General features: G+C 61.6%; 29 protein-coding genes. 16 read left to right on the forward strand and 13 right to left on the reverse strand.

The features are described 5' to 3' along the window. Nucleotides 1-4 precede the first annotated feature (4 nt). From ACGYK9_RS10480 to ACGYK9_RS10495, 4 genes are all read left to right on the forward strand, one after another. Nucleotides 5-886: a F0F1 ATP synthase subunit gamma gene (locus ACGYK9_RS10480; RefSeq protein ID WP_136720392.1), complete on the forward strand. Its 882-nt coding sequence runs from the start codon at nt 5-7 to the stop codon at nt 884-886. Between the two features lie 18 nt (nt 887-904). Then, nucleotides 905-2,329: a F0F1 ATP synthase subunit beta gene (gene atpD / locus ACGYK9_RS10485; RefSeq protein ID WP_271693062.1), complete on the forward strand. Its 1,425-nt coding sequence runs from the start codon at nt 905-907 to the stop codon at nt 2,327-2,329. A gap of 12 nt (nt 2,330-2,341) precedes the next feature. Next, on the forward strand, nt 2,342-2,782 hold the full coding sequence (locus ACGYK9_RS10490; RefSeq protein ID WP_394410464.1) for a F0F1 ATP synthase subunit epsilon: 441 nt from the start codon (nt 2,342-2,344) through the stop codon (nt 2,780-2,782). A 111-nt stretch (nt 2,783-2,893) separates the two neighbouring features. Continuing rightward, a complete protein-coding gene (locus ACGYK9_RS10495; RefSeq protein ID WP_067262736.1) occupies nt 2,894-3,244 on the forward strand; it encodes an H-type lectin domain-containing protein in 351 nt (116 codons plus the stop codon). Between the two features lie 76 nt (nt 3,245-3,320). On the opposite strand, the gene ACGYK9_RS10500 is transcribed toward ACGYK9_RS10495, so the two are convergent. Next, a complete protein-coding gene (locus ACGYK9_RS10500) occupies nt 3,321-4,340 on the reverse strand; it encodes a ribose-phosphate pyrophosphokinase (RefSeq protein ID WP_067262737.1) in 1,020 nt (339 codons plus the stop codon). Nucleotides 4,341-4,442: 102 nt separating this feature from the next. Between ACGYK9_RS10500 and ACGYK9_RS10505 the strand changes: the two genes are divergently transcribed. Both ACGYK9_RS10505 and ACGYK9_RS10510 read left to right on the forward strand, forming a co-directional pair. Further along, nucleotides 4,443-5,039 carry a 2-hydroxychromene-2-carboxylate isomerase gene (locus tag ACGYK9_RS10505; RefSeq protein WP_394410460.1) on the forward strand — a complete coding sequence of 199 codons (597 nt, stop codon included), beginning with the start codon at nt 4,443-4,445 and terminating at the stop codon, nt 5,037-5,039. After that, on the forward strand, nt 5,036-5,833 hold the full coding sequence (locus ACGYK9_RS10510; protein WP_394410457.1) for an alpha/beta fold hydrolase: 798 nt from the start codon (nt 5,036-5,038) through the stop codon (nt 5,831-5,833). The genes ACGYK9_RS10505 and ACGYK9_RS10510 overlap by 4 nt, the downstream gene beginning before the upstream one ends. Nucleotides 5,834-5,837: 4 nt before the next feature. Here ACGYK9_RS10510 and ACGYK9_RS10515 read toward each other — a convergent pair whose 3' ends face one another. The 6 genes from ACGYK9_RS10515 to ACGYK9_RS10540 all read right to left on the reverse strand — a co-directional run bounded on the left by ACGYK9_RS10515 (nt 5,838) and on the right by ACGYK9_RS10540 (nt 10,708). Beyond that, complete coding sequence (locus ACGYK9_RS10515) at nt 5,838-6,872, reverse strand: threonine aldolase family protein (protein WP_394410454.1); 1,035 nt, start codon at nt 6,870-6,872, stop codon at nt 5,838-5,840. Continuing rightward, nucleotides 6,872-7,342 (reverse strand): YcgN family cysteine cluster protein, encoded by a 471-nt coding sequence (locus tag ACGYK9_RS10520; RefSeq protein ID WP_067262747.1) that lies wholly within the window; start codon nt 7,340-7,342, stop codon nt 6,872-6,874. Before ACGYK9_RS10520 ends, ACGYK9_RS10515 begins: the two co-directional genes overlap by 1 nt. Further along, nucleotides 7,339-8,271: a bifunctional riboflavin kinase/FAD synthetase gene (locus ACGYK9_RS10525; RefSeq protein ID WP_394410450.1), complete on the reverse strand. Its 933-nt coding sequence runs from the start codon at nt 8,269-8,271 to the stop codon at nt 7,339-7,341. The genes ACGYK9_RS10520 and ACGYK9_RS10525 overlap by 4 nt, the downstream gene beginning before the upstream one ends. 62 nt (nt 8,272-8,333) lie before the next feature. Further along, nucleotides 8,334-8,777, reverse strand: coding sequence for a MaoC family dehydratase (locus ACGYK9_RS10530; RefSeq protein ID WP_067267345.1), 444 nt, complete (start codon nt 8,775-8,777; stop codon nt 8,334-8,336). Between the two features lie 89 nt (nt 8,778-8,866). Then, nucleotides 8,867-9,739: a TIGR01459 family HAD-type hydrolase gene (locus ACGYK9_RS10535; RefSeq protein ID WP_394410447.1), complete on the reverse strand. Its 873-nt coding sequence runs from the start codon at nt 9,737-9,739 to the stop codon at nt 8,867-8,869. Nucleotides 9,740-9,787: 48 nt separating this feature from the next. After that, nucleotides 9,788-10,708 (reverse strand): manganese-dependent inorganic pyrophosphatase, encoded by a 921-nt coding sequence (locus ACGYK9_RS10540; protein ID WP_394410444.1) that lies wholly within the window; start codon nt 10,706-10,708, stop codon nt 9,788-9,790. 151 nt (nt 10,709-10,859) lie between these two features. Here ACGYK9_RS10540 and ACGYK9_RS10545 point away from each other — a divergent pair, with 151 nt between their 5' ends. The 3 genes from ACGYK9_RS10545 (at nt 10,860) to groL (ending at nt 13,702) form a co-directional block, all read left to right on the forward strand. Then, nucleotides 10,860-11,540, forward strand: coding sequence for a DUF2161 domain-containing phosphodiesterase (locus ACGYK9_RS10545; protein WP_394410441.1), 681 nt, complete (start codon nt 10,860-10,862; stop codon nt 11,538-11,540). A 166-nt stretch (nt 11,541-11,706) separates the two neighbouring features. Next, the gene (gene groES, locus ACGYK9_RS10550; RefSeq protein ID WP_067267338.1) at nt 11,707-11,994 is read left to right on the forward strand and encodes a co-chaperone GroES; all 288 of its coding nucleotides are present in this window, start codon (nt 11,707-11,709) and stop codon (nt 11,992-11,994) included. Nucleotides 11,995-12,058: 64 nt separating this feature from the next. Further along, nucleotides 12,059-13,702, forward strand: a complete 1,644-nt coding sequence (groL, locus tag ACGYK9_RS10555) for a chaperonin GroEL (protein WP_394410438.1) — start codon at nt 12,059-12,061, stop codon at nt 13,700-13,702. A 99-nt stretch (nt 13,703-13,801) separates the two neighbouring features. Here groL and ACGYK9_RS10560 read toward each other — a convergent pair whose 3' ends face one another. After that, on the reverse strand, nt 13,802-14,230 hold the full coding sequence (locus ACGYK9_RS10560; protein WP_067267334.1) for a response regulator: 429 nt from the start codon (nt 14,228-14,230) through the stop codon (nt 13,802-13,804). A gap of 23 nt (nt 14,231-14,253) precedes the next feature. Then, complete coding sequence (locus ACGYK9_RS10565; protein ID WP_394422506.1) at nt 14,254-16,053, reverse strand: ATP-binding protein; 1,800 nt, start codon at nt 16,051-16,053, stop codon at nt 14,254-14,256. Between the two features lie 290 nt (nt 16,054-16,343). Here ACGYK9_RS10565 and ACGYK9_RS10570 point away from each other — a divergent pair, with 290 nt between their 5' ends. The 3 genes from ACGYK9_RS10570 (at nt 16,344) to ACGYK9_RS10580 (ending at nt 19,646) form a co-directional block, all read left to right on the forward strand. Continuing rightward, nucleotides 16,344-17,792, forward strand: a complete 1,449-nt coding sequence (locus ACGYK9_RS10570; RefSeq protein ID WP_394410432.1) for an extracellular solute-binding protein — start codon at nt 16,344-16,346, stop codon at nt 17,790-17,792. A gap of 70 nt (nt 17,793-17,862) precedes the next feature. Then, nucleotides 17,863-18,612, forward strand: coding sequence for an ATP-binding protein (locus ACGYK9_RS10575; RefSeq protein WP_394410429.1), 750 nt, complete (start codon nt 17,863-17,865; stop codon nt 18,610-18,612). Nucleotides 18,613-18,797: 185 nt separating this feature from the next. Beyond that, the gene (locus tag ACGYK9_RS10580) at nt 18,798-19,646 is read left to right on the forward strand and encodes a DMT family transporter (RefSeq protein ID WP_394410426.1); all 849 of its coding nucleotides are present in this window, start codon (nt 18,798-18,800) and stop codon (nt 19,644-19,646) included. Here ACGYK9_RS10580 and ACGYK9_RS10585 read toward each other — a convergent pair. After that, a complete protein-coding gene (locus ACGYK9_RS10585) occupies nt 19,612-20,076 on the reverse strand; it encodes an NUDIX domain-containing protein (protein WP_394410423.1) in 465 nt (154 codons plus the stop codon). The genes ACGYK9_RS10580 and ACGYK9_RS10585 overlap by 35 nt on opposite strands. Nucleotides 20,077-20,142: 66 nt before the next feature. On the opposite strand from ACGYK9_RS10585, the gene ACGYK9_RS10590 reads away from it, so the two are divergent. Beyond that, the gene (locus tag ACGYK9_RS10590) at nt 20,143-20,940 is read left to right on the forward strand and encodes an esterase/lipase family protein (RefSeq protein WP_394410421.1); all 798 of its coding nucleotides are present in this window, start codon (nt 20,143-20,145) and stop codon (nt 20,938-20,940) included. Next, nucleotides 20,927-22,069: an alpha-D-ribose 1-methylphosphonate 5-triphosphate diphosphatase gene (locus ACGYK9_RS10595; protein WP_394410418.1), complete on the forward strand. Its 1,143-nt coding sequence runs from the start codon at nt 20,927-20,929 to the stop codon at nt 22,067-22,069. Before ACGYK9_RS10590 ends, ACGYK9_RS10595 begins: the two co-directional genes overlap by 14 nt. A gap of 2 nt (nt 22,070-22,071) precedes the next feature. On the opposite strand, the gene ACGYK9_RS10600 is transcribed toward ACGYK9_RS10595, so the two are convergent. The 3 genes from ACGYK9_RS10600 to ACGYK9_RS10610 form a co-directional block, all read right to left on the reverse strand. Continuing rightward, nucleotides 22,072-23,142 carry a 5-(carboxyamino)imidazole ribonucleotide synthase gene (locus ACGYK9_RS10600; protein WP_394410415.1) on the reverse strand — a complete coding sequence of 357 codons (1,071 nt, stop codon included), beginning with the start codon at nt 23,140-23,142 and terminating at the stop codon, nt 22,072-22,074. Beyond that, entirely contained in the window at nt 23,135-23,620 is a 486-nt protein-coding gene (purE, locus tag ACGYK9_RS10605; protein ID WP_209218256.1) for a 5-(carboxyamino)imidazole ribonucleotide mutase, read from the reverse strand. Before purE ends, ACGYK9_RS10600 begins: the two co-directional genes overlap by 8 nt. A 96-nt stretch (nt 23,621-23,716) precedes the next feature. After that, the gene (locus ACGYK9_RS10610) at nt 23,717-23,941 is read right to left on the reverse strand and encodes a YdcH family protein (protein ID WP_067267347.1); all 225 of its coding nucleotides are present in this window, start codon (nt 23,939-23,941) and stop codon (nt 23,717-23,719) included. A 163-nt stretch (nt 23,942-24,104) separates the two neighbouring features. Here ACGYK9_RS10610 and ACGYK9_RS10615 point away from each other — a divergent pair, with 163 nt between their 5' ends. Together ACGYK9_RS10615 and ACGYK9_RS10620 are read left to right on the forward strand one after the other, a co-directional pair. Further along, nucleotides 24,105-24,518: an Hsp20 family protein gene (locus ACGYK9_RS10615; RefSeq protein WP_067267324.1), complete on the forward strand. Its 414-nt coding sequence runs from the start codon at nt 24,105-24,107 to the stop codon at nt 24,516-24,518. Nucleotides 24,519-24,522: 4 nt separating this feature from the next. Then, the gene (locus tag ACGYK9_RS10620; RefSeq protein ID WP_007119022.1) at nt 24,523-24,741 is read left to right on the forward strand and encodes a DUF1150 family protein; all 219 of its coding nucleotides are present in this window, start codon (nt 24,523-24,525) and stop codon (nt 24,739-24,741) included. The last annotated feature ends 60 nt before the right edge of the window (nt 24,742-24,801 follow it).

The following is a 24,801-nucleotide window of genomic DNA, read 5'->3' on the forward strand; positions in this document are numbered from 1 at the left end:
GGCAATGCCAAATCTCAAGGACCTGAAGAACAGGATCTCGTCGGTCAAATCGACCCGCAAGATCACCAAGGCCATGCAAATGGTTGCCGCGGCGAAACTTCGCCGCGCGCAGGAGGCTGCCGAGGCTTCGCGTCCCTATTCTGAGCGGTTCAACGCCGTGATGGCAGGGCTCGCGGCCAGCGTCGGCGGTTCCGACAGCGCGCCCAAGCTGCTCAGCGGCACGGGTGAAGACAAGGTGCATCTGCTGGTGGTCATGACCGCCGAACGCGGGCTGTGCGGCGGCTTCAACAGCAACATCGCGAAGAAGGCCAAGGCCCATGCGCGCGATCTGCTGGCCCAGGGCAAAGAGGTGAAAATCCTCACCGTTGGTAAGAAAGGCCGCGACGCGCTGCGCCGCGATCTGGGCGATCATCTGGTGGGCCATGTTGACCTCAGCGAAGTCAAAAAGATCGGCTACGGCGACGCGCAGAACATCGCGCAGGACGTGCTGAACCGCTTTGACGCGGGCGAATTCGACGTGGCGACGATCTTCTACGCGAAGTTCGTCAACGTGGTCATGCAGACGCCGACGGCGCAGCAGATCATCCCCGCCAAATTCGACGGCGAAGAAGGCGACGACAGCGCAGCGTCCACATTGTTCGACTATGAACCCAGCGAAGAGGCGGTCTTGGCCGACCTTCTGCCGCGCGGGGTCGCCACGGCGATCTTCTCGGCCCTGCTGGAGAACGGTGCATCCGAACAGGGTGCCCGGATGTCGGCGATGGACAACGCCACGCGCAACGCGGGTGAGATGATCGACAAGCTGACCATCGAGTACAACCGCTCGCGTCAGGCTGTCATCACCAACGAGCTGATCGAAATCATTTCCGGCGCGGAAGCGCTGTAAGCAAATCGGAGACACGACATGGCAAAAGCTGTCGGTAAAATTACACAGGTCATCGGCGCTGTCGTTGACGTTCAATTCGAGGGCGACCTGCCCGAGATTCTCAACGCGCTCCACACCGAGAACCAAGGCAAGACGCTGGTTCTCGAAGTGGCGCAGCACCTTGGCGAAAACACCGTGCGTGCCATTGCGATGGACGCGACCGAAGGTCTGGTGCGCGGTCAAGCGGTTACAGACACAGGCGACCAGATCCGCGTGCCCGTCGGCAACGCGACCCTGGGCCGCATCATGAACGTCACCGGCGAAGCCGTGGACGAGCAAGGCCCGGTCAACGCGGACAACTCCCGCGCCATTCACGGCGAAGCGCCCGAGTTCGCGGCCCAGTCGACCGAGACCGAGATCCTCGTCACCGGCATCAAGGTCATCGACCTGCTGGCCCCCTACACCAAGGGCGGTAAAATTGGCCTCTTCGGCGGTGCCGGTGTGGGCAAGACCGTTCTCATCATGGAACTGATCAACAACATCGCCAAAGTGCACTCGGGTCTCTCCGTGTTCGCGGGCGTGGGTGAGCGGACCCGTGAGGGCAACGACCTCTACCACGAGATGATCGAATCCGGCGTTATCGTTCCCGACAACCTCGTGGATTCGAAAATTGCGCTGGTCTACGGCCAGATGAACGAGCCTCCGGGTGCGCGTATGCGGATCGCCCTGACCGGCCTGACACTGGCCGAGCAGTTCCGCGACGAATCCGGTTCCGACGTTCTGTTCTTCGTCGACAACATCTTCCGCTTCACGCAGGCCGGTTCCGAAGTGTCCGCCCTTCTGGGCCGCATTCCTTCCGCTGTGGGCTACCAGCCGACACTGGCGACCGACATGGGCGTCATGCAGGAGCGTATTGCTTCGACCAAGAACGGCTCGATCACCTCGGTTCAGGCCGTCTACGTTCCCGCGGACGACCTTACCGACCCCGCGCCGGCGACCTCCTTTGCCCACCTCGACGCGACAACGGTTCTCGACCGTTCGATCTCGGAAAAGGGCATCTACCCTGCGGTTGACCCGCTCGGCTCCACCTCGCGTCTGCTTGACCCGCTGATCATCGGCGACGAGCACTACAAGGTGGCGACGGACGTCCAGCAGGTGTTGCAGCGCTACAAGTCGCTTCAGGACATCATCGCCATTCTCGGCATGGATGAACTGAGCGAAGAGGACAAGCTGACCGTGGCCCGCGCCCGTAAAATCGAGCGTTTCCTCAGCCAGCCCTTCGACGTGGCGAAAGTCTTCACCGGGTCCGACGGCGTTCAGGTGCCGCTGGAAGAAACCATCGCGTCGTTCAAGGCCGTGGTTGCCGGTGAGTATGACCACCTGCCCGAAGGTGCCTTCTACATGGTTGGCGGCATCGACGAAGTGAAGGCGAAAGCCGAGAAAATGGCGGCAGACGCCGCTTAAGGAGCGCTGACAATGGCAGACACAATGCAATTCGACCTCGTTTCGCCGGAACGGCGGCTGGCATCGATGCAGGTGACGGCCGTGCAGATTCCGGGCACCGAGGGTGACATGACGGCAATGGCCGATCATGCGCCCACCATCACCACCCTGCGTCCGGGCCTTCTGCGCGTGGAAGGGCCGGAGGGCACGACAGAATACGTCGTGACCGGCGGCTTCGCCGAAATCGGCGGTCAGGGCGGCGTGTCTGTGCTGGCGGAACGTGCCGTGGCGCGTGCCGACATGACGCAGGAGCAGATGGACAGCATGGTGGCAGAGGCGCATGCCCTCTACACCCGCGCCAAGGACAACTGGGAGAATGAGCCCGGTCCCGTGGATGACGCCGCCAAGCTGCTCTCCGATATGGTTGCCGTTGGCGATCACATCGGGTTGTCAAGCAAGCAGCCCAACCTGTAATGCGTTGAAAATTCGTGAAAAGCCCCGCTTCGGCGGGGCTTTTTGCTTTTCTGCCTCTAGCTGCTGCGGCATCATTGTGCTGTGATCAAAAAAAGCGGGCAGGCTAGGGATATGAAACGACTGCGCAGCCATACCATCGGCGTGGACAACGGCGATGTCATGCTGTTTTCAGAGTTCGAAGACGGCGGTTCGATGTGGACGGGCCATGGCCAGCGTGAACGCCGCCGCCGGATCAATTTTTCCGAACCCTTCCGAGAGCCGCCCCATGTTCAGGTCACGATGTCGCTTTGGGACATCGACGCCAGCACCGTCACCCGCGCCGACATCTGCGCCGAGGCGGTGACCGAGGCGGGCTTTGACATGGTGTTCCGCACATGGGGCGACACCCGCGTCGCGCGGGCGCGGCTGGCTTGGACGGCGATTGGATCACTGGGAGAGGAGGATGACTGGGTCATCGGCTAGGCCCGTCGCTTCGGCGGGAGGGGCCCAGAAGGCGCGGGCGGCCCGTTGGGGCCGGCCCTAGATCACAGCACGCGGCTTAGCTCGCGGCATACATTCCGTCATAGATCGGGCCCAGCGTTTCGGCCTCGAACAGCGAGGAGACGGAGGTGCCGTTCCAGATGTTCAGGATCGCTTGGGCGAACATCGGCGCGGTGGGCACGATGCGGATGTTCGGCGCTTTCTTGACCGCGGGGGTCGGCGCGATGCTATCGGTGATAACAAGCGATTTCATGACCGAATTGGCCACACGTTCGACCGCCGGGCCGGACATGACGCCGTGGGTAATGTAGGAGTGCACTTCCTTGGCGCCGTTCTCCAACAGCACTTCGGCGGCTTTGCAGAGCGTGCCCGCGGTGTCGCAGATGTCGTCCACGATCAGGCAGGTCTTGCCCTTCACATCGCCGATCACGGTCATCTCGGCCACTTCGCCCGCTTTCTCGCGGCGTTTGTCGACGATCGACAGGGGGGAGTTGATCCGCTTGGCCAGTTCGCGCGCGCGGGCCACACCGCCAACGTCGGGGCTGACGACCATCAGCTCATCCATACGGTCTTTGAAAGCGTCCTTGATATCCAGCGCAAAGATCGGGGAGGCGTAGAGGTTGTCGACCGGAATGTCGAAGAAACCTTGGATCTGCGCGGCGTGCAGGTCCATGGTCAGGATCCGCTCGATCCCGCTGCCGGTCAGCATGTTGGCGACCATCTTGGCGGTGATCGGCGTGCGTGCCTTGGTGCGGCGGTCCTGACGGGCGTAGCCGAAGTAGGGCAGCACGGCGGTGACCCGCGCGGCCGAGGACCGGCGCAGCGCATCGGCCATGATCATCAGTTCCATCAGGTTGTCGTTCGCGGGGTTCGACGTGGGCTGGATGATGAACATATCCTCGCCGCGCACGTTCTCATAAACCTCGACGAAAATCTCGCCGTCGTTGAACCGTTCGACCCGCGCATCGACAAGGCCGACATTGACGCCGCGGTGCAGCGACATGCGCCGCGCGATGGCCTTGGCAAGCGGCATATTGGCATTGCCTGAGATCAGTTTAGGTTCTGAAGTGCGTGGCATAGGGGCTCCGGGGCAGCGGTAGGTTGCAGATTCGTGACGTTGACACCGCTTAGCATGCGCTTACGGTCGGGCAAAGCTGCACCGCCCCCGAAGGAGAGCCAAATGGCCCGGATCGACTATTTTTTCGCGACGCTGTCACCCTATTGCTACCTCGCCGGGAATCGGCTTGAGGCGATTGCCGAAAAGCATGGTGCCGAAATCGTATACAAGCCTTTCGACATTATCGCGGCCTTCCCGCGCACGGGCGGCATGCCACCAGCAGAGCGTCATCCCAGCCGGAACGAATACCGCGCCCAAGACCTGCCGCGACAGGCGCGCAAGCTGGGTCTGCCTTTCAACCTCAAGCCCGCGCATTGGCCGACGAACGGCGCGCCTGCGGCCTATGCGGTGATCGCCGCGCAGAACGCGGGCGGGGGCGATTTGGGCAAGCTGACCCATGCCATCACCCGCGCCGTCTGGGCCGAGGAGAAGGACATCGGCCATGACGATGTGGTCCGCGCCTGTCTGAGTGAAGCGGGTTTCGATCCAGCACTGGCCGACAGCGGGCTTCTGCAAGGGGCCGAGACCTATGCCGCGAACCTTGAAGAGGCCGTCGCGCAGGGCGTCTTTGGCGCGCCGTTCTATATCGTCGGGGATCAGAAGTTCTGGGGTCAGGACCGTTTGGAAGACCTTGATCTGCATCTCGGGGGCAAGCTGTGATTCCAGAGATTAACGCGCGCCGGTTCGGTCACGGCCCGCGTCCGGCCTTGGCGATCCATTGCTCGCTGGCGCATTCCGGCGCGTGGCGGGGCGTCGGCGCGGCCCTGTCGGATGAGCTGACCCTGCGCGCCTTCGATCTGCCGATGCACGGGCGCTCGGGCGATTGGGACGGGCAGGGCAATATCCACGACGTGGCGACCGACATGGCGCTGAGCCTGCTCGAAGCGCCGATGGACCTGATCGGCCATTCCTTTGGCGCAACCGTGGCGATGCGGTTGGCGATTGAACATCCCGAACTGGTGCGCAGCATCACACTGATCGAGCCGGTCTATTTCGCCGCCGCCAAACAGGATGACCCCGAGGCGATGGCCGAATACAACGAACAGAACGCGGCCTTTGAGGCGGCTTTGGCCGAAGGCGACGCGGAAACCGCCGCGCGGCTCTTCAACCGGGTTTGGGGCGATGGCACGAAATGGGATCAAATCCCCGCGCCGACCCGCGCCTATATGGTCGATCGCATCGGCTTCATCCCCGCCTCTTCGCCCTTCTTGGGGGAGGATAGCGCCGGCTTGCTGGCGCCGGGCATGTTCGACCGTGCATCGATGCCGGCGCTTTTGGTCGAAGGCAGCGCCTCTCCCAAAGCGGCCCATGCGATCAACGCGTCGCTGATGCGCCGCTTGCCGGACGCCCGGCGCGTCTCGGTCGAGGGGGCAGGGCATATGGTGCCCATCACCCATGCCGCCGAGGTCGCTGAAGCGATCCGTGATTTCCTGAAGGACGTGCCGCTGGCGTAAACGTCTAGAAGTGGCTTAGGAACTGGTCGATCCGCTCACGGCTGATCGACCAGTCGCAGACCATACGCGCCGCGACCATCTCGTCGTCATCGCCGTCGAGCGTGCCGTCCCACAGATAATAGCGCGCGCCTGCTTCATGTAGCTTGCGGTGAATGGCGCGGGGGAAGCGGGCGAAGATCATGTTCGCCGCAGGCTCATGCAGGAATTCCGCCCCCGCCGCGCGCAGCCCTTGGGCAAGATGGGCCGCATTGGCATTGGCTGTCTTGGCCGTTTCCAACCATGTCCCTTCCGCAAGGTAGCCCGCCATCTGAGCCGAAAGATACCGATGTTTGGAGAAGAGATGCGCCCCGCGCTTGCGGCGCAACTCGAACTCCCACGCTTTTTTGGGGTCGAAGAAGACCACGGCTTCGACACCCATGCAGCCGTTCTTGGTGCCGCCAAAGCTCACCACATCGACGCCCGATTTCCACGTCATCTCAGCCGGGGTGCAGCCCAGTGCCACTAGCGCATTCGCAAAACGCGCGCCGTCCATATGGACGGGCAGGTCGTATTCCTTGGCCACCGCGGTCAGCGCGCGTAGCTCTTCAAGGCTGTGCACCTCGCCGCGTTCTGTGACTTGCGTGATCGACACCGGACCGCGTTGCGGCGTGTGCACATCGCCCGCCACCCGCGCGACGATGGCGCGGCGCAGGGCATCGGGGGTCATCTTGTCTTCGGTCTCTACCAGCGTCAGCTTGGCCGCCCCTGCGTAGAACTCGGGCGCGTTGCATTCATCCTCTTCGATATGCGCGACCTTGGAACAGAAGATCGTCTGCCACGGCTGGGTGTAGCAGGCCAGCGCCAGCGCATTGGCCGCGGTACCGGTAGCAACGAGGTAGACCTCGGCCTCTGGCGCCTCGAACTGCTGCCTGATTTGGTCGCGGACCTCATCCATGATCGGGTCTTTGCCGTAGGGCATCGCGTAATCGGTATTGGCGGCGATCACGCGTTCCATCACCTTGGGGTGGACGGGACCGGCGTTGTCAGAGGCGAAAAACATCAGGTGGGCTCCTCGATAATATGGTCTTCCCATTCTTCGAACGGGGTATCAAATTCGGACACGGTATCAAATTGCACGCTGACCCCGGCGTCATGCACGCTATCGGGCGTGCCGGTCTTCAGCGGGTGCCACTCGGGCAGGGGCTTGCCCTCCCAGAGCAGGCGGTACGCGCAGGTCTGGGGCATCCAATAGGCATGGGTATCAAGGTTGTCGGGGCGCAGCACGATGCAGTCGGGCACGAATTCATGCCGGTTCTCGTAATGCACGCAGCGGCAGCTGCTGTCGTCGAGTAGGCGGCAGGCGACGCGGGTCAGGGCCACTTCGCCGCTGTCTTCGTCTTCGAGCTTGTTGAGGCAGCATTTGCCGCAACCGTCGCAGAGCGCTTCCCATTCGGTCTGGGACATCTCCGTCAGGGGTTTCTTCTCCCAGAACTTCGGGGTCAGGCCCTTGCGGGGGATCGGATCGCTCATAACGCCGCCAGAATGGTCCGGGCGCGGTCGCAGTCCTGCCCCATCTGGGTGATCAGCGCATCGAGACTGTCAAACTTCTCTTCGCCGCGCAGATGTTCGACCAACCCGACCGAGAGCGGCGCGCCATAAAGGTCGCCTTTGAAGTCAAAGACATAGGTCTCGATATTGGCTTTGTTCTCACCGAACATCGGGCGGGTGCCGATGCTGGCCGCCCCGTGATAGCTGCCCTTATGCGGCCCCTCCAACACGTCGACCAGCACGGCATAGACGCCGAAGGCGGGCGGGTGCAGGCCGTCGATGGACATATTCGCGGTGGGAAAGCCCAGCTCGCGGCCGCGCTGCTCGCCCGAGATCACCGGCCCGTCGATGCGGTGCCAATGGCCCAGCATGGCGGCGGCCTCACGCGGCGCGCCGCGGGTCAGTGCTTCGCGAATGGCGGTCGACGACACGGTCAGCTCATCGCGGGCCATCAGCGGGGCGATGGTGACGCCAAAGCCATATTGCGCGCCGAAGCGAACCAGATCTTCGGCCGTTCCTTCGCGGCCCTTGCCAAAGCAGAAGTCAGCGCCGACGACCACATGGGCCAGCCCCAGCCCTTCGTGCAGCACGTCGCGGGCAAAAGCCTCGGGGGAGAGGCCGGCCAGCGTGCTGTTGAAGGCCAGTTCATATAGCCGTTTGACGCCGATCTTCTCCAGCCGGTGCGCGCGGGCCTCGCGGCCCATCAGGCGGAAAGGCGGGGCATCGGGGGCGAAATATTCGCGGGGATGCGGCTCGAAGGTGACGACGCCGAGGGGCGCGTCGGGGGCCGCTTGCTGCGCCAGTTCGATCACCGACCGGTGGCCAAGGTGCACGCCATCGAAATTACCGATCGCGGCGGTGGCACCGCGATCTGGCAGGTCGACGAATTGATAATCTCGGATGATCCGCATGCGCCTTGCCTAGCCGTGCAGCGGGGCAAGAGCAAGATGCACAGGCGGCGAAAACCGCCCGCTCAGTCCAGCTTGGCCGAGGGGGCGAGGACCGTGGCCTCTCCGGCCAGCACGGGTTTGCCATCGACCGTACAGCGGCAGTCCATTTTCACACGGCGCTTGGCGATGTCCATGTCGGTCACGGTGACTTCGGCCAGTACCATATCGCCGGGGCGCACGGGGCCGAGGAACTTGAGCGATTGCCCGAGGTAGATCGTGCCATGACCGGGAAGCTGTTCCCCGATCACCGCCGAGATCAGCCCGGCGGTGAGCATCCCATGGGCGATGCGCCCCTCGAATATCGTCTCGCGGGCATAGTCGTCATCCAGATGCACCGGGTTGCGGTCGGTCGAGACCTGCGCGAAAAGTTCGATATCCATATCGGTCACGACCTTGCGCAGATGGCGCGACATGCCGATTTCGATATCTTCGATGCAGATCGTCCCGCGTGGCATATTGTCCAACATGACGGCTCCTTGGTAACAAAGTGACGCTAGGTTGCGTCGAGTTGCAACTTTATTACTTCGCAGGCGCAGAAAATCAAGCCCTTTCGGGGTTAGCGCAGGAATCCGATGGCATAGGTCGGGGCTGATGCTTCGCGGTCGAGATAGGCGCGGAGTTTGGCTTCGTCTGGCTGCTCGGTCGTGGCGGTTTCCGCGGCGGCCAGTCCGCCGGTGATGAAGAGCGAATCGATGGCTTCGTCCATCGCGCCTTTGACATCCGTCAGAATGCCGTCGCCGATGGCGAGGATGCGATTGTCGGGGATGTCGACCTCAAGCGCGGCAAGACGGCGGCGGGCGAGGTCATAGATCGGGGCATGCGGCTTGCCGAAATAGAGGCTTTCGCCCCCCATTTCCGTATAGAGCGCAGCCAGCGCTCCGGCGCACCATTCGCGCACCTCGCCCCGGTCGACCACGATATCGGGGTTGGCGCAGAGCAGCTTCAGCCCGCGGGCGATGGCCTGCTCAAACTCGGGGCGCATGACTTCCGGGTCGGCCATGGCATCGACGGGGCCGGTGCAGACGATGCCCTCGGCCTGCGCCAGCGGGACGGTCTCAATCTCGACCGGGTTTTTCAGAATGGTTAACGGCTCGAAAAACTTGCGCTCTCCGGGGTGGCCGATGAACCAGACCTTTTCGCCCACGGCCCCCCTAAACATCGCCGACCGGGCGGAATCGCCGGAGGTGGCGATGCTGTCCCATGCGTCTTGCGGCACGCCGAATTGCTGCAACTGTTTCTCCACGCCTTCGCGGGGGCGGGGGGAGTTGGTGACCAAGACGACCTTGCCGCCGGTCTTGCGATAGGCCTGCAAGGCCGCCACCGCCGCGGGCAGCGCTTTGCGCCCATCATGCACGCAGCCCCAAAGATCGACGAAAAGCGCGTCATATTGATCGGATACGTCGGGCAGAGCAGAGATAATGCGGGTCATGGGCGGCCTTTCAAAAAGTGAGGCGGGCACTTGGCCCGCCCGATTGGCTTACATCTTGAGGTTCGGGATGATCTGCTTTTTGCGGCTCATCACACCGGGCAGCACGACCGTGTCGCCGGAGACCTCAGCGCCGAAGCTCTGCTCGGCGATATGTTTGACCATGTCGTTGGGCACCAAGAGCGTCGCCTCTTCTTTCAGAATGTCGACGATGAACAAAAGCACCTGCGCGGCACCGTCGGCTTCGGCCACTTTGGGCATCTCGGCCATCAGCGCGTCCTTACGCTCGAGCAGCGGCGCGGGGGAGGTGGTTTCCAACACGCTCACGCGCAGGTTGGTACCATCAAGGTCGAAGCCCTTGCTGTCCATGCGCAGCAGTTCCGCTTCGCTGAAGGAGGACACATCGGATTTCGCGGCGAACATTTCGGTCGCATAATCCGTGATATCGACGCCGAGATCCTGCGCGATGTCATGGGCGATGGCGCGGTCTTCTTGGGTGGTGGTCGGGCTGCGGAACTCAAGCGTGTCCGACAGGATGCACGACAGGGCCGCGGCCTTCACACCGCGCGGGGCCTGCGCCCAATCCTTGCCGATCATCTTGTACATGATCGTCGCGGTGCAGGCGAGCGGCTGGATGTTGATCTCGATCGGGCCGCGTGTCTCAAGCCCCGCCACCAGACGGTGGTGGTCGATGATGCCGGTGATGTCGGCGTCATTGATGTTGTCGGGCAGTTCGGCGGGGTTGTTGGTGTCGACGATGACAACCTTGGTGTCGGCCTCAAGCTCGGTCAGGATTTCGGGCTTTTCGAGGTCCCATTTGTCGAGCACGAAGAGCGCTTCGGTATTCGGCTCGCCCAGCAGGACGGGTTTGGCGGGGATGCCTTTGATCTCATTAAGATACCATGCCCAAACGATCGGGCTGCCGGTGCTGTCGGTGTCGGGGGATTTATGGCCAAAAACAAGCGTTGTCATGGGGCGGTCCTGTCTGTTCGGGTGGATTTGCGCGCCTTATAGCAGGTTGAATAGGCTTGTCACCTGCGCGCGCTGCATTGCGGCATTGCGCGGCACATTCAGGCGCCGCTGCCCTTTGCATAGCGCCGCGCGATGGGGCAAGTTGCGCGCCATGAGCAATCCGCGCGAAACCGATCTTTACCCGCCGATTAAAGCCTTCCTTGAGGATCAGGGCTATGTGGTGAAGGCCGAGGTCGGCGCGGCGGATGTGGTGGCCGTGCGCGGGGCAGAGCCGCCGGTGGTGGTCGAGTTGAAGCTCGGCTTTTCGCTGGCGCTGTTTCATCAATGTCTGGCGCGGTTGAAAGTGGCGGATGATGTTTACCTTGCCGTGGCGCGCCAACCGGGAAAGCGCTTTGCCAAGGCGGTGAAGGACAACGTCACGCTGGCCCGGCGGCTCGGGCTGGGGCTGATCACTGTGCGGCTGTCGGATGGGCTGGTCGAGGTGCATTGCGATCCCGGTCCCTATGCGCCGCGCAAGAATGTCAAACGGGCGGCGTTGCTCTTGCGAGAGTTTGCCCGGCGGCAGGGGGATCCGAACGACGGCGGCCAGACCCGGGCGGGGTTGGTGACGGCTTACCGACAGGATGCGCTGAAGCTCGCGGTTTATCTGTTCGAAGCGGGCGCCAGCAAAGGCGCGGATGTGGCCCGCGCGACCGGCGTCTTGGCGGCGACCCGCATGATGCGGGACGATCACTATGGTTGGTTTGAAAAGGTCGACAAAGGCATATACGGGCTGACCCTAAAGGGGGCCGAGGCCGTCGCGACTGCGGGTCGCATTTTAGGGGCTGAATAATGGTTCCAATGCACTCAAAATTTTTCAACGCCGTTGTTGACAGGCCGCGGGCCGCTCCTTAGCTATGCATCGTTATCACTCACATGGGTCGAGTGCTAACGGCTGCACCCCTCGCCCGGAGGGGGTGGCTTGGAAGAGTAACTTTGAGCCTTAAGGAGCTGCAAAGATGGCATTGAAACCGCTTCATGACCGTGTGCTGGTCAAGCGCACAGAAAGCGAAGAGAAAACCGCCGGCGGGCTGATCATCCCCGATTCCGCCAAGGAAAAGCCTTCCGAAGGTGAAGTCGTGGCTGTCGGCACCGGCGCCCGCAAAGACAACGGCGAGCTGATCGAAATGGCCGTCGCACCCGGCGACAAAATCCTGTTCGGCAAATGGTCCGGCACAGAGGTTACCGTCGACGGCGAAGAAATGCTGATGATGAAAGAAAGCGACATCATGGGGATCATCGCGTAAGCCACTTGGCTTGCCGATCCTTTGAAAACGCTGACATCAATCCAAGATTTTAGGAGAAGACAACATGGCTGCTAAGGACGTCAAATTTGACACCGATGCCCGCAACCGGATGCTCAAGGGTGTGAACATCCTTGCCGATGCGGTGAAAGTCACACTCGGCCCCAAAGGCCGGAACGTGGTTCTGGACAAATCCTTCGGCGCACCGCGCATCACCAAAGACGGTGTATCCGTGGCGAAGGAAATCGAACTGGAAGACAAGTTCGAAAACATGGGCGCGCAGATGGTCAAGGAAGTCGCTTCCCGGACCAACGACGAAGCCGGTGACGGCACCACCACCGCGACCGTTCTGGCCCAAGCCATCGTGCGCGAAGGCATGAAATCGGTTGCCGCTGGCATGAACCCGATGGACCTCAAGCGCGGCATCGATCTGGCGACTGCCAAGGTCGTCGACGCGATCAAAGCCGCCGCACGTGACGTGTCCGACAGCGACGAAGTCGCGCAGGTTGGCACCATCTCCGCCAACGGCGAAAAAGAGATCGGCCGCCAGATCGCAGACGCGATGCAGAAAGTCGGCAACGAAGGCGTGATCACCGTCGAAGAGAACAAAGGTCTGGAAACCGAGACCGACGTCGTCGAGGGCATGCAATTCGACCGTGGCTACCTGAGCCCCTATTTCGTCACCAACTCCGACAAGATGACTGTCGAACTGGAAGACGCAATCATCCTGCTGCACGAGAAGAAACTGTCGAGCCTTCAGCCGATGGTTCCGCTGCTCGAGCAGGTGATCCAGTCCCAGAAGCCGCTTCTGATCATCGCCGAAGACGTCGAGGGCGAAGCCCTGGCGACCCTCGTCGTGAACAAGCTGCGTGGTGGTCTGAAAATTGCTGCTGTGAAGGCACCGGGCTTCGGTGACCGTCGCAAAGCGATGCTGCAAGACCTCGCGATCCTGACCGGTGGTCAAGTGATCTCCGAAGACCTCGGCATGAAGCTCGAGTCCGTGACCATGGACATGCTGGGTTCGGCCAAGAAAGTGTCGATCACCAAAGACGAGACCACCGTTGTTGACGGCGCTGGCGAGAAGGCCGAGATCGAAGCCCGCGTGGCTCAGATCCGCAACCAGATCGAAGAGACCACCTCCGACTACGACCGTGAGAAGCTGCAAGAGCGCGTTGCCAAACTGGCAGGCGGTGTTGCCGTGATCCGCGTTGGCGGCATGACCGAAGTCGAAGTGAAAGAGCGCAAAGACCGCGTCGATGACGCGCTGAACGCGACACGTGCCGCTGTTCAAGAAGGCATCGTCGTTGGCGGTGGTGTGGCTCTGGTTCAAGGCGCCAAGAAGCTGGAAGGCCTCACAGGCGACAACAACGACCAGAACGTCGGTATCTCCATCGTCCGTAAGGCGCTGGAAGCACCGCTGCGTCAGATCGCTGAGAACGCTGGTGTGGACGGTTCGGTTGTGGCCGGCAAAATCCGCGAAAGCGACGACCTGAAGTTCGGCTTCAACGCACAAACTGAAGAATATGGCGACATGTTCTCCTTCGGCGTCATCGACCCGGCGAAAGTGGTGCGCACCGCACTGCAAGACGCAGCTTCGATCGCAGGTCTGCTGATCACCACCGAAGCGATGGTTGCCGACAAGCCCGCCAAAGAGGGCGCAGCCCCCGCAGGCGGCATGCCCGACATGGGCGGCATGGGCGGCATGATGTAAGCCAGCCCTTTCGGCTAAGGTCCCGAGGCGCGCCAGCAATGGCGCGCCTCTTTTCGTTTCGGGGGGGCTTTGACTGGCGGTTAACCGGTTCTCATCGGGCTAACTGGGCAGCTCGACGATCCGCGCGTAGGTGTTAAGCATGTCGAGCGCATTGGCAAAGGTCTCTGACGGGTTCTCCTTCACGATATAGCCCGCGACATTCTTGCTATAGGCCGATTGCACATCCGTGGGCATATCGGAGGTCGTGAAGACGAAGACCACCATACGCTCCAAGGCGGGATCGGCGCGAACGACCTCCAAGAACTCAAGCCCGCCCATGCGCGGCATATTGAGGTCGAGCGTGATGATATAGGGCGGCAATCGCCCGTGCCGCTTCACCTCCTCCGCCAGAAACTCAAGCGCCTGCTGGCCGTCATGGCAAACCGCCGTCTCATTGACGATCTTCAACTTGCGCATTGCCCGTTGCATGGCCATCACGCTGACTTTGTCGTCATCGACGATAAGAAATTTCGCGGGCGTCGTTTTCATCCGATATTCCTTTCCGACTGCTGTCACGCCGCGGCCGCCACGGGCAGGGATTGATGTGCTTGTGGTGCCAGTGGAAGCTCAACCACAAAGGTCGCGCCGCGCCCTTTGTCAGGGTCGGAAAATAGCGTGACCTTGCCTTTTTGGTGGGCCGCAAGCTTGCTTACGATGGCGAGTCCCAAGCCGCTCCCCTCAACCTCATCGCGGGGTTTAAGGGTTTGAAAGAGTTCAAATATCTTTTGCTGATGTCGAAGCTCTATACCCGGCCCGTCATCGCGGACGGTCAAGACAAGGTGGTCCTGCCGACGCTGCGCACTGATATGGATCGTCCCATGAGCCCGGTCATGGTGTTTGATCGCATTCGAGATGAGATTGCCCAGGATTTGCTGCAAGGGTGTGAGCTGCGCGTCGACGACCTGCTCCGCCCCGGTAAAGGTGATCTTAAAACGGCCTTCGGTATCGATGTAGCGGGCGAGCTCCGTCACCAAGCGGCCAAGATGGACAGGCTCCGGCGCAGGCTGGTCCTGCCCGGCGCGGGCATAATCCAAAAGATCGGCCAAAAGACGGTTTAGCCGGTCAATCCGTTGTTGAGACATCAGCAAATAGCTTCGGCTTTCGGCACTTAGCGCGTTGTCTTCATCCTCCAGCACCCAAAGGCTCAATTCATGCACCGCCCGGAGGGGCGACCGCAGGTCGTGCGCAGCGACATAGGCGAATTTCTCCAACTCGATATTCGAGCGCCGAAGCTCCTCCGCCGTGGTGCGGAAGACGGTCAATGCGCGCGCCATCTCTCCAAGCTCGTCGCGCCCTCTCACGGTAATCGGATGGTCGAGATCCCCCCGAGCGATCGCGGTCACGGAATCGGTCAAGCGTCTGATGCGGCGGTTAAACTGCCGTTCAATAACCAAGCCGTTGGTCATTGCAATCACGAGAAAGGCGCAGGCCATGGTGAGGCCCACGGTCCAAATGACCTGGTTGATGGTATCACGCAGGGCCTGCGTCGCAGCATCCACCCGCTCTAGGGTGTTTTGGGTCAGATCGGAGGAGATATCGGAAATTTCCACGATCATGGGGAGATGTTCGGCTTGCAGCCTTTCGAAGCTATTATGGAACCGCAGGCGGGCCGTTGTATGGGCAAAGAACCCCGTTTCGGCACGAAGCAGCAGGTCGCGCAACGCGTCAATTTGGCGTGCAAGTGACCGCCTGCTTGCTGTCTCGTGAATGCGCGGTAAGCGGGTTATGGCATCCTGAAAATGTTCGTCGACAAGCAGTTTCGCGCGCGCGAGTTGAAGGGGGTGGTTCTGTAGCCCTTGCGACATGACGATATTGATGAGCGTGTCGAGACTGAGCCGAATGTCATTCAAATTGACCGCACTTAACAGCAATTCGGGAAAGCGGGACGTAGAATTTTTTTGCTGGCCGGAACTCGAAATCCCAGAGGGTTCGGCCAGAACAGCTTCGGTCTGCCTAGAAAGCCGATAGGCTAGATCGTCGATAATGAGGTGACTTTGCTCTTGAATTTGCTCGACAACATCGAGGGTTGAGACGATTTGCGCCTCCACGCCCCGCATCTCCTGAAGGCTGACTACTGTCGCATCCGTCGCACGCCGTGCCATCTGCAAACGCTGTTCCAGCCGGGCGGCCAAGGGGGGCGCGATCTCGGACGTCGACAGATCATCTAAAAGTTTGGAGATTTTGCTGATCTTTGTCCCAATTTCCTGCCCAAGGACTGATGGCGAAGCGGTGGTATCTCGCTGATTTAACTGTTCAATCGAAAGGAATACACCATTCAAAGACCGCTCAATCTGCTGGAAAATAGCCAACATCGGTAGCGCCGATTGGCTTAGATGAGCATGACTGGCCAAAACAGCGCGCATTTGCCCCGTAGCAACCCACCCGGCTAGGCCGATGATTCCCGCAACGAGCAGAAAAGCGGCCCTGAGACGGGTGCTGATACGGCTGCCGAAAAGCTGCAGGAGGCGCCAAGGGGGGTGCATCGTTTTCATACCTTGTGAATAGCCGTGACCGATTAACGCAATGTTAATCGCCGTCGCCCTAAAACCAGCGCCATGACAGCGGGAAGGGGTCATGCCCCGGCGTATTGGAGGATCGAATCGTGTCAGGCGGCCGCAGGTTAACAAGGCGAACGGTTTCAATCGGATTGGGCGCCGGGCTGAGCACGCTGATCGCCGCTCCGGCATTCGGTGAGGCGATCGATATAAAGGTGGCCGCGCAGGCCCGCGAATTGGGGGGAAACGCCAAGACGCTTTCGGTGCTATTGCCTGAAGGGTCGCGGGCCAATCTCGCGCCGGTTGCAAACGCCTTTACAGAACGGACCGGGGTCGCGGTCGACCTACAAGAAGTGCACGTAGATCAGATCAACGCGGAACTGATGCTTAATAGTGTGCTCGGGGAGGCGCGATATGATGTTGCTTTGCCCGCGACGTTTGGTCTTGCAGATCTGGTGGCCGCAGGGGCGGTCCATGCTTTGGATGGCTTCGCCGCACGCTATGAACCGCCGGGGTTTCGCGACCCTATGCTTTATCAAGAAGGGGACAAGTTCGACGGTAAAACCTATGGATTTCAAACGGATGGCGACGCCTATTTGATGTTCTACCATCGCGAGATGCTGCGCGATCCGCATGACCAAGCGCGCTACGCCGATCGTTTCGGCTATCCACTTGTTCAGCCAGAAACTTGGCAGGAACTGGACCGGCAAATCCGGTTCTTTCATGCACCAGAGGCCGGTCGATATGGCGGATTGTTGTTCCGCACGCCGGGGTATCTCGCATGGGAATGGTGGGTGCGGTTTCACGCCAAGGGCTATTGGCCTCTGTCCCCCGATATGACGCCGCAAATTGCAGATAATCCGGGGGTGGCGGCACTGGAAGAGTTGATCGCGATCACGGACTGCCTTGCCCCCGAAACTTCGAGCCTGGGGCTGTTTGGAAATTGGGCGCGATACGCGAAGGGCGATGTCTATTGTAACATCGGCTGGGGCGGAACGCAGAAATACCTTAACTCTCGTCGATCATCGATGCGCGGACGGATGGTTTATGGGCCAACCCCCGGAGGGCAGGTGGGGGAGGAACTGCTCGAAATCCCCTATTTCAATTGGGGATGGAGCTTTGTCATCAGCGCGGCATCGACCCAGAAAGAACTCGCCTATCTATTCGCCCTCTTCGCGGTCACGCCAGCAATGTCGACACTTGCCGTTCGGCAGCCGGATGGGTTTTTCGACCCTTTTCGTAATGAGCACTACAGTGACCCGGGAGTGGAGGCGGCCTATTCAAAGCCCTTTCTGGAGGTGCATCGCGCGGCGCTTAAAGGGGCGATTCCCGATTTCTATTTGAAAGGGCAATCAGAGTATTTCCAAACATTGGGAAGGGGATTGGATAAGGCGCTTCAGGGTGAGGTTTCGCCGAAAATGGCCCTGACCCGGGTTGCACAGCAATGGCAGTTGATCACAAGCCGGGTCGGACGCGAAAGGCAGATACAAAGGTGGGCGGGTCTGCGTGCGAAATATCCGCCCGCTGCGCGTCGTTTGCTACGGGAACTCGTTTGATGGAACCTTTGGTTTTAACTCGGGCTAGCAGGGCGTTTTGCTCATGCGCTGATCGCAGGGAGGTCGCGATATGACGCAGCGGCTGTTAAGGCTACCTAGCGACCATGAGCTACCTTCGCGCGAAGAAGGGCAACCTGCCGGGCCGGATGCAGAGGAGTTTATCCATCTGGTAAGCCACGATCTGCGCGGCTCCATTCGCGCGTTGTTGGAACTGCCTGAATGGATCGCCGAGGATATTGAGGAGGCGGGACTGGAGGTAAGCCCTTCAGTCAACAGCTCTATCGCCTTGATGAAGCGGCATACGCGGCGGTTGGATCGGATGTTAGTCGACCTGCTTCAATACTCACGCGCCGGAAGAGGGCGCGATGCGTCTGAGGTCGAACTTAAGCAGGCCTTTCATGCCGCGGTAGAGGAAGTCGGGCCGCCCAGTGGTTTCCGGGTTAATCATCACTTCGGGTGCGAATCTTTCCGCATTGACGATCAGAACCTGCACTGGCTTTTCGTGGCGTTGATTGGAAACGCGATCAAGCATCATGATCGGTTTTCGGGGCGGGTCGAGGTAGTGGTAAAAAACGAAGGGGAGGCCATGATGCTGACCGTTTCCGATGATGGGCCGGGAATACCTTCGCGTTATCATGAGCGTGTCTTCCAGCCGATGACAACATTGCGATCGCGCGATGAGGTTGAAGGGTCGGGCTTGGGGCTGGCCTTGGTTCGCAAAATCGCAGCGGCTTATGGGGGCCATGCCTGTTTGGTATCCACCGGTGCTGGGCGCGGTGCGACTGTATCCGTGCGTTTGGAGGGCGTGGCTATGACATAGCATAGGTGAAACCCCGGGGAGCCAAGGAACACCTCTGGCGCCACTATCGAATTGCAGCGCTCGCACCGCTTTATTCGTCCACGCCAATCGATGCGAAGGAGGAGATCATCACGTCACAGTTAGAACCTTGTGCAAAAGGCATTCCGCGCTTGGCGCGGCTGGAGAGGGACGCTAAGCGAGAGGCCATGCAGCTTTTCCTTCTTTCCGCCCTCACCATGTGCGCCTTTGCGGCGAACTCAATTTTGACCCGAATGGCGGTGGACGGCGGGCATATCGATCCGGCGGGCTTTGCCCTTGTGCGGGTCGGTGCGGGGGCATTGGTTTTGGGCATCTTTGTTGCGCTGCGGGGTGGACGGCTGCCGCTTTTGCGGCGCAACAGGATCGGCGGGGCCGTGAGTCTCGCTGTCTATATGATCGGGTTCAGTCTGGCGTATCTGACGTTGGACGCGGGGCTCGGGGCGCTCATCCTTTTTGGCGTGGTGCAGATTACCATGTTCACCTACGCCGCTTTGACCGGCGCGGCGCCCACCACGCGGCAAATCACAGGGGCTGGGGCGGCTTTTGCGGGCTTGGTTTTGGTCCTCTGGCCGGATGGGCAGGGTTCCACGGAGCCAATCGGCGCCGGGCTGATGGTTCTGGCGGGGATCGGCTGGGCCGCCTATACGATCATCGGTCGCACATCGGGCGATCCGCTGGCGGCGACTTCGGCAAACTTTTTGCTGTGTTTGCCGTTCATGCTCATCCTGCCCGCTCTTGCGGGGTCGCATTTCAGCCTGACGGGGCTTTTGTTGGGCGCGCTTTGCGGCGGGCTGACCTCGGGCCTTGGCTATGCCCTGTGGTATGCGGTGCTGACACGGATCGACGGGGGCACGGCGGCGGTGGCGCAGCTGAGCGTGCCGATCCTCGCCATCCTCGCCGGGGCGCTGCTTTTGGGTGAGCCGCTGAGCTTGACGCTTATCCTCGCGACGGCCTTGGTTTTGGGGGGGATCGCTTGGGCGATCAGCGCAAAATCGGCTCCAAAGGATCGTAGGTGATCGCCGCCTCCGTCGGGCCAAAGGCGACCGCGCCGAGGCTGTCGGGCTTGTGGGGAACCTGCTCCAACTCTGCTTGGGTGACCCATTGATGCCGGTTGACGATGGCCTCGCGGTCTTGCCAATCGGGGGCGATTTGGGCGGATCCGAGGATGTGGCATCTGAAATAGATATCCACCTGATGGAAATCGCCGCCGGGGTCGTGGAACTCATTGACCAAACAAGGCGCGCCGACTGAGATCGTGAGGCCCGTTTCCTCAAAGACCTCGCGCCGCAGGTTGTCGGGGAGGGAGGCGCCGGCCTCCACCCCGCCGCCGGGGGCGCACATCAGGCCCAGCCGATCATCGGCATAGGCGTTGACCAGCAGCAGCCGGCCTTCGTGCAGCAGCACGGCGCGGGCGGCCAATCGGGGGCAGGGTCGGGGCATCGGCATACTTTCGTCAGGTAACGCGCCAAGACCATTTCACAGTCGGGGCAATCAGTCTATCTGGGGGGCATGATGAGATTTTTCACCCTGCTGATTGCCGCGATCTGCTTGGCGATCCCCCTGCCTGCCGCGGCCGAAAACGCAGCGGGGCGCTGTGTGGTTTTGCTCCATGGGCTGGCTAGGACCGAGATGTCTTTTGCCGTGATGGAAGCCGCCTTGGTCGCCGAAGGCTACCGCGTGGTGCGCCCGGGCTACCCTTCGACTGAGGCCAATATCGCGGAATTGGCGAAACAGACCCTGCCGCGCGCGATTGAGGCCTGCGGCACCGAGCGGATCGATTTCGTGACCCATTCCATGGGCGGTATTTTGGTGCGCAAATGGGTGGCCGAGGCCGGGGCCGACCGGGTCGGGCGCGTGGTGATGCTGGGGCCGCCCAATCACGGCAGCGAGGTGGTGGACGAATTGGTCGAGAACCCTGCGTTCGAATGGTTGAACGGGCCCGCCGGGGCCGAGATCGGCACCGATGACGCGGCTTTGCCGAACCAATTGCCGCCGGTCCCTTTCGAATTAGGCGTGATTGCCGGCTCACAGTCGCTCAACCCCTATTTTTCGAGCCTTTTGCCGGGGCCGGATGACGGAAAGGTCTCGGTCGCCTCGACCCGTGTGGCGGGGATGAAAGACCATATCGTCTTGCCGGTGACTCATACCTTCATGATGAACAACCCGCGCGTCATCGCCCAGACCATGGCCTTTCTGAAAACCGGCAGTTTCGACCGGTCGATGACTTTCATCGACGGGGTCCTGAATGCGATCGGCTGCCCGGAAGCGGGCTGCCTGCCGGGGGTGGGAGGGGACGATGCCAAACCTTGATCTCGTCAATGCGGAGGTGCTTCACCCCGAGGGGCTGTGCCGTGCGCCGTTGTCTTTTGCCGACGGGGTGATTGCCGATGCCCCGGTCGGGCGGCCTGTCGATCTGACCGGCTTTCAAGTCATGCCGGGGATCGTCGATCTGCATGGCGACGCGTTCGAGCGGCATCTGGCACCGCGTCGCGGGGCGATGAAACAACTGTCCGAAGGGTTGGTCGCAGCGGAGGCCGAGCTCGCGGCGAATGGCATGACCACCGCGGTCTTGGCGCAATTCGTCAGTTGGGAAGGCGGGCTGCGGGGGCTGGCGTTCGCCGATCAGGTCTTTAGCGGCATCCGCGACACCGCGCCGGAATTGGTCACCGACATCCGCCCGCAGCTTCGGTTTGAGACCCATATGCTCGACCTTTACGACAGTCTGCCGCAGCGCATGGCGGATTGGGGCGTGGGCTATGTGGTGTTCAACGATCACCTGCCGCATGATCGTTTGGCGGCGGGCAAGACCCCAAAACGGCTGGTCGGGCAGGCGCTGAAGGCCGGGCGCAGCCCGGAGAGCCATTTGGCGCAGATGCAGGAGATGCACGCGCGGCGCGATGAGGTGCCCTCGGCGCTGGACCGGCTTTGCACAGAACTGGCGCAGCGTGGCATCAAGATGGGCAGCCATGACGACCAGACCGCCGAGGGCCGCGCCCTTTGGCGGGCGCGGGGCGTGACGCTGGCGGAATTCCCCGAGACGCAGGAGGCCGCCGAGGCCGCGCATGGGGCAGGGGATGCGGTCATCATGGGCGCGCCCAATGTGGTGCGCGGCGGGTCGCATAACGGCAACCTTTCGGCGCTGGACCTGATCACCATGGGGCTTTGTCACGCGTTGGCGTCGGATTACCATTACCCTTCGCCGCGCCGCGCCGCCTTGATGCTGGCGCAGAGCGGATTGCTGGACCTTGCGGGCGCTTGGGCGTTGGTCTCATCCGGGCCGGCGCAGGTGCTGGGGCTTTCGGATCGCGGTACGCTGGCGCCGGGTAAACGCGCCGATATCGTCGTCTTGCACAAGGTCACGGGCCGTGTTGCCGCCACTTTCGCGGCGGGGCGGGTGAGCTTCATGTCCGGCGCGGTGGCGGATCGGTTCTTCGGCTGACCTCAGCCGCGGGTGATCTGGTTTACATGACCCATCTTGCGGCCCGGTTTGACCTCGGCCTTGCCGTAGAGATGCAGCGCCGTGTCGCGGGCGCGGGCCAGTTCGGGCACGCGGTCCATGTCATCGCCGATGAGGTTGGTCATCACCACATCTGCATAGCGCTGCCCATCGCCCAAGGGCCACCCGGCCACGGCGCGGATATGCTGCTCGAATTGGTCGATGGTGCAGCCGTTCTGGGTCCAATGGCCAGAGTTATGCACCCGCGGGGCGATCTCATTCACGATCAGCCCCTGCGGCGTGACGAAGAGCTCGACGCCCATAACGCCGACGTAATCCAGTGCGTTCAGCACGCGACCGGCAAGCAGCACCGCGTCAGTGCGCTGTGCATTACTGATCTTGGCGGGCACGGTGGTGGTGTGCAGGATGCCATCGCGGTGGACATTCTCACCGGGATCGAAACAGGCAACTTCGCCCGTGGCACTGCGCGCAGCGATGACAGAGATTTCGGCGCTGAAATTGACGAAACCTTCGAGCACGGAAGGCGCGCCGTTCATCTCGGCCCAAGCGGCGTCAAGGTCGGCATCGTCTTTCAGCCGCGCTTGGCCCTTGCCGTCATAGCCGAAACGGCGGGTTTTGAGGATCGCAGGCGTGCCAATCTGGGCCACGGCGGCCTTCAGGCTGGCGGCGTCGGTCACATCGGCGAAAGGGGCCACGCGCAGGCCAAGATCGCCGAGGAAGGTCTTCTCGGTCAGCCGGTCTTGGGAAATGCGCAGCGCCTCGCGGCCCGGGCGCAGCGGGGTGATCGCTTCGACCGCGTCGAGCGCCTCGGTGGGGATGTTCTCAAACTCGAAGGTGACGATGTCACAGGCGCGGGCGAAAGCCTCCAGCGCCTTGTGGTCGTCATAGGGGGCGGTGGTCACCGCATGGGCAACATCGGCGGCGGGCGGGTTGGCGCCCGGCTCGAAGATATGGGTGCGAAAGCCAAGCCGCGCGGCGGCGACGGAGAGCATACGGCCCAACTGGCCGCCGCCCAGAATGCCGATGGTGGCGCCGGTTTGCAGGGGTTCAGTCATGCGGCACCTCGGGGATCGAAGCGCTGAGCGCATCGCGCCAATCGTCCAGTCGCTTGGCCAATTCCGGGTCTTGCAGCGCAAGGATGCCCGCCGCCATCAGGGCGGCATTGGCCGCGCCTGCAGCACCGATGGCCATGGTCGCGACCGGGAAGCCGCGTGGCATTTGCAGGATGGAATAAAGCGAATCCACACCCGAGAGCGCCTTGGTCTGCACCGGCACGCCGATCACCGGCACGCGGGTTTTAGAGGCCATCATGCCCGGCAAATGCGCCGCCCCGCCTGCGCCCGCGATGATGACTTGCAAACCCCGGTCCACCGCCGTCTTGCCATAGTCCCAGAGCCGGTCCGGCGTGCGATGGGCCGAAACGATGCGCGCCTCGAAGGGGATGTTAAGCTCGTCCAGCAGGGTTGCTGCTTCGCGCATGGTGGCCCAGTCGGACTGGGACCCCATGATGATGCCAACCGGGGGCGTGGTCATTGCTGCGGGCCTTCTCTTGGTGGATCAGAGCGCGCACTATACGCATCCCGGCCCATCTGGCAACGCCGATTGCCGCGGGCCATGGGGGATAATGGGTCAGGCGATGATATCGGGCGTCAGCCGGTCTTCGATCTGGGCAATCAAATCCTTGAGACGCAGTTTGCGTTTCTTGAGCCGTTGCAGGGTCAGTTGATCCCCGGTGCCGCGTTCGACCAGCGCATGGATGGCGTCATCCAGATCGCGATGTTCCCGTCGAAAGACCTCAAGCTCGACACGCAGCACTTCGTCCGTTTTCATCGACAGATCGGTAGGGGCATTCATGGGCAGGTGATTCCGTTGGGCATCTGAACCTTGAATATAAGCGGTTGAGATCATTTGGCATAGCCCTTGCGCCCTTGCCCAAGCCCCCCCATATTCAATGCAACGGGCTGCCGGTTGCGGGGCCTGTGAAACACTGTCGCTTGACCTGATAAGGACGTGTCGCATGACGAAATTAACGCTTGCCTCTTACCCGCATATGCTTGGGTTTGAACAATTGGAACGGGTGCTCGAACGCAGCGCCAAAGCCGGAAACGAAGGTTATCCGCCGTTCAACATCGAACAAACCTCGGACTACAGCTATCGCATCACGCTGGCGGTGGCGGGTTTTTCGGAACAGGATCTGTCGATAACCGTTGAGGATAGACAGCTCGTGATCCGTGGGCGTCAGTCCGACGATGGCGAAGACCGGGTGTTTCTGCACCGTGGAATCGCCGCGCGTCAATTCCAGCGCTCGTTCGTACTGGCCGATGGGGTCGATGTGGGCGAGGCGGTTATGGAGAATGGTCTGCTGCATGTCGACCTGACCCGCGCCAAGCCTGAAACGGTGGTTCAAACCATCAAGATCAAGAAGGGGTAACATCATGCAAGACGCAATCACCCACGGAAACGACCGTATGGTCTATGTCAAAACCATCGCTGTCGCCGACCTGCCGCGCGAGGTGCGCGATCAGGCCGAGGGGCTTGAGCTTCTCTATGCCGTTCACGATGCCGAAGGGCAGCAGCTTGCGCTGGTCGGCGATCAGAAACTCGCTTTCTCGCTGGCGCGAGAGCATGACTACCGGCCAGTGATGGTGCATTGACGCCGCCTGGCACGACGATACGCTAAGCCCGATGCAAGGCCGCAGTCCGCTGCGGCCTTT

Source organism: Sulfitobacter sp. 1A15258, assembly GCF_043557045.1.
GTDB lineage: Bacteria > Pseudomonadota > Alphaproteobacteria > Rhodobacterales > Rhodobacteraceae > Sulfitobacter > Sulfitobacter faviae.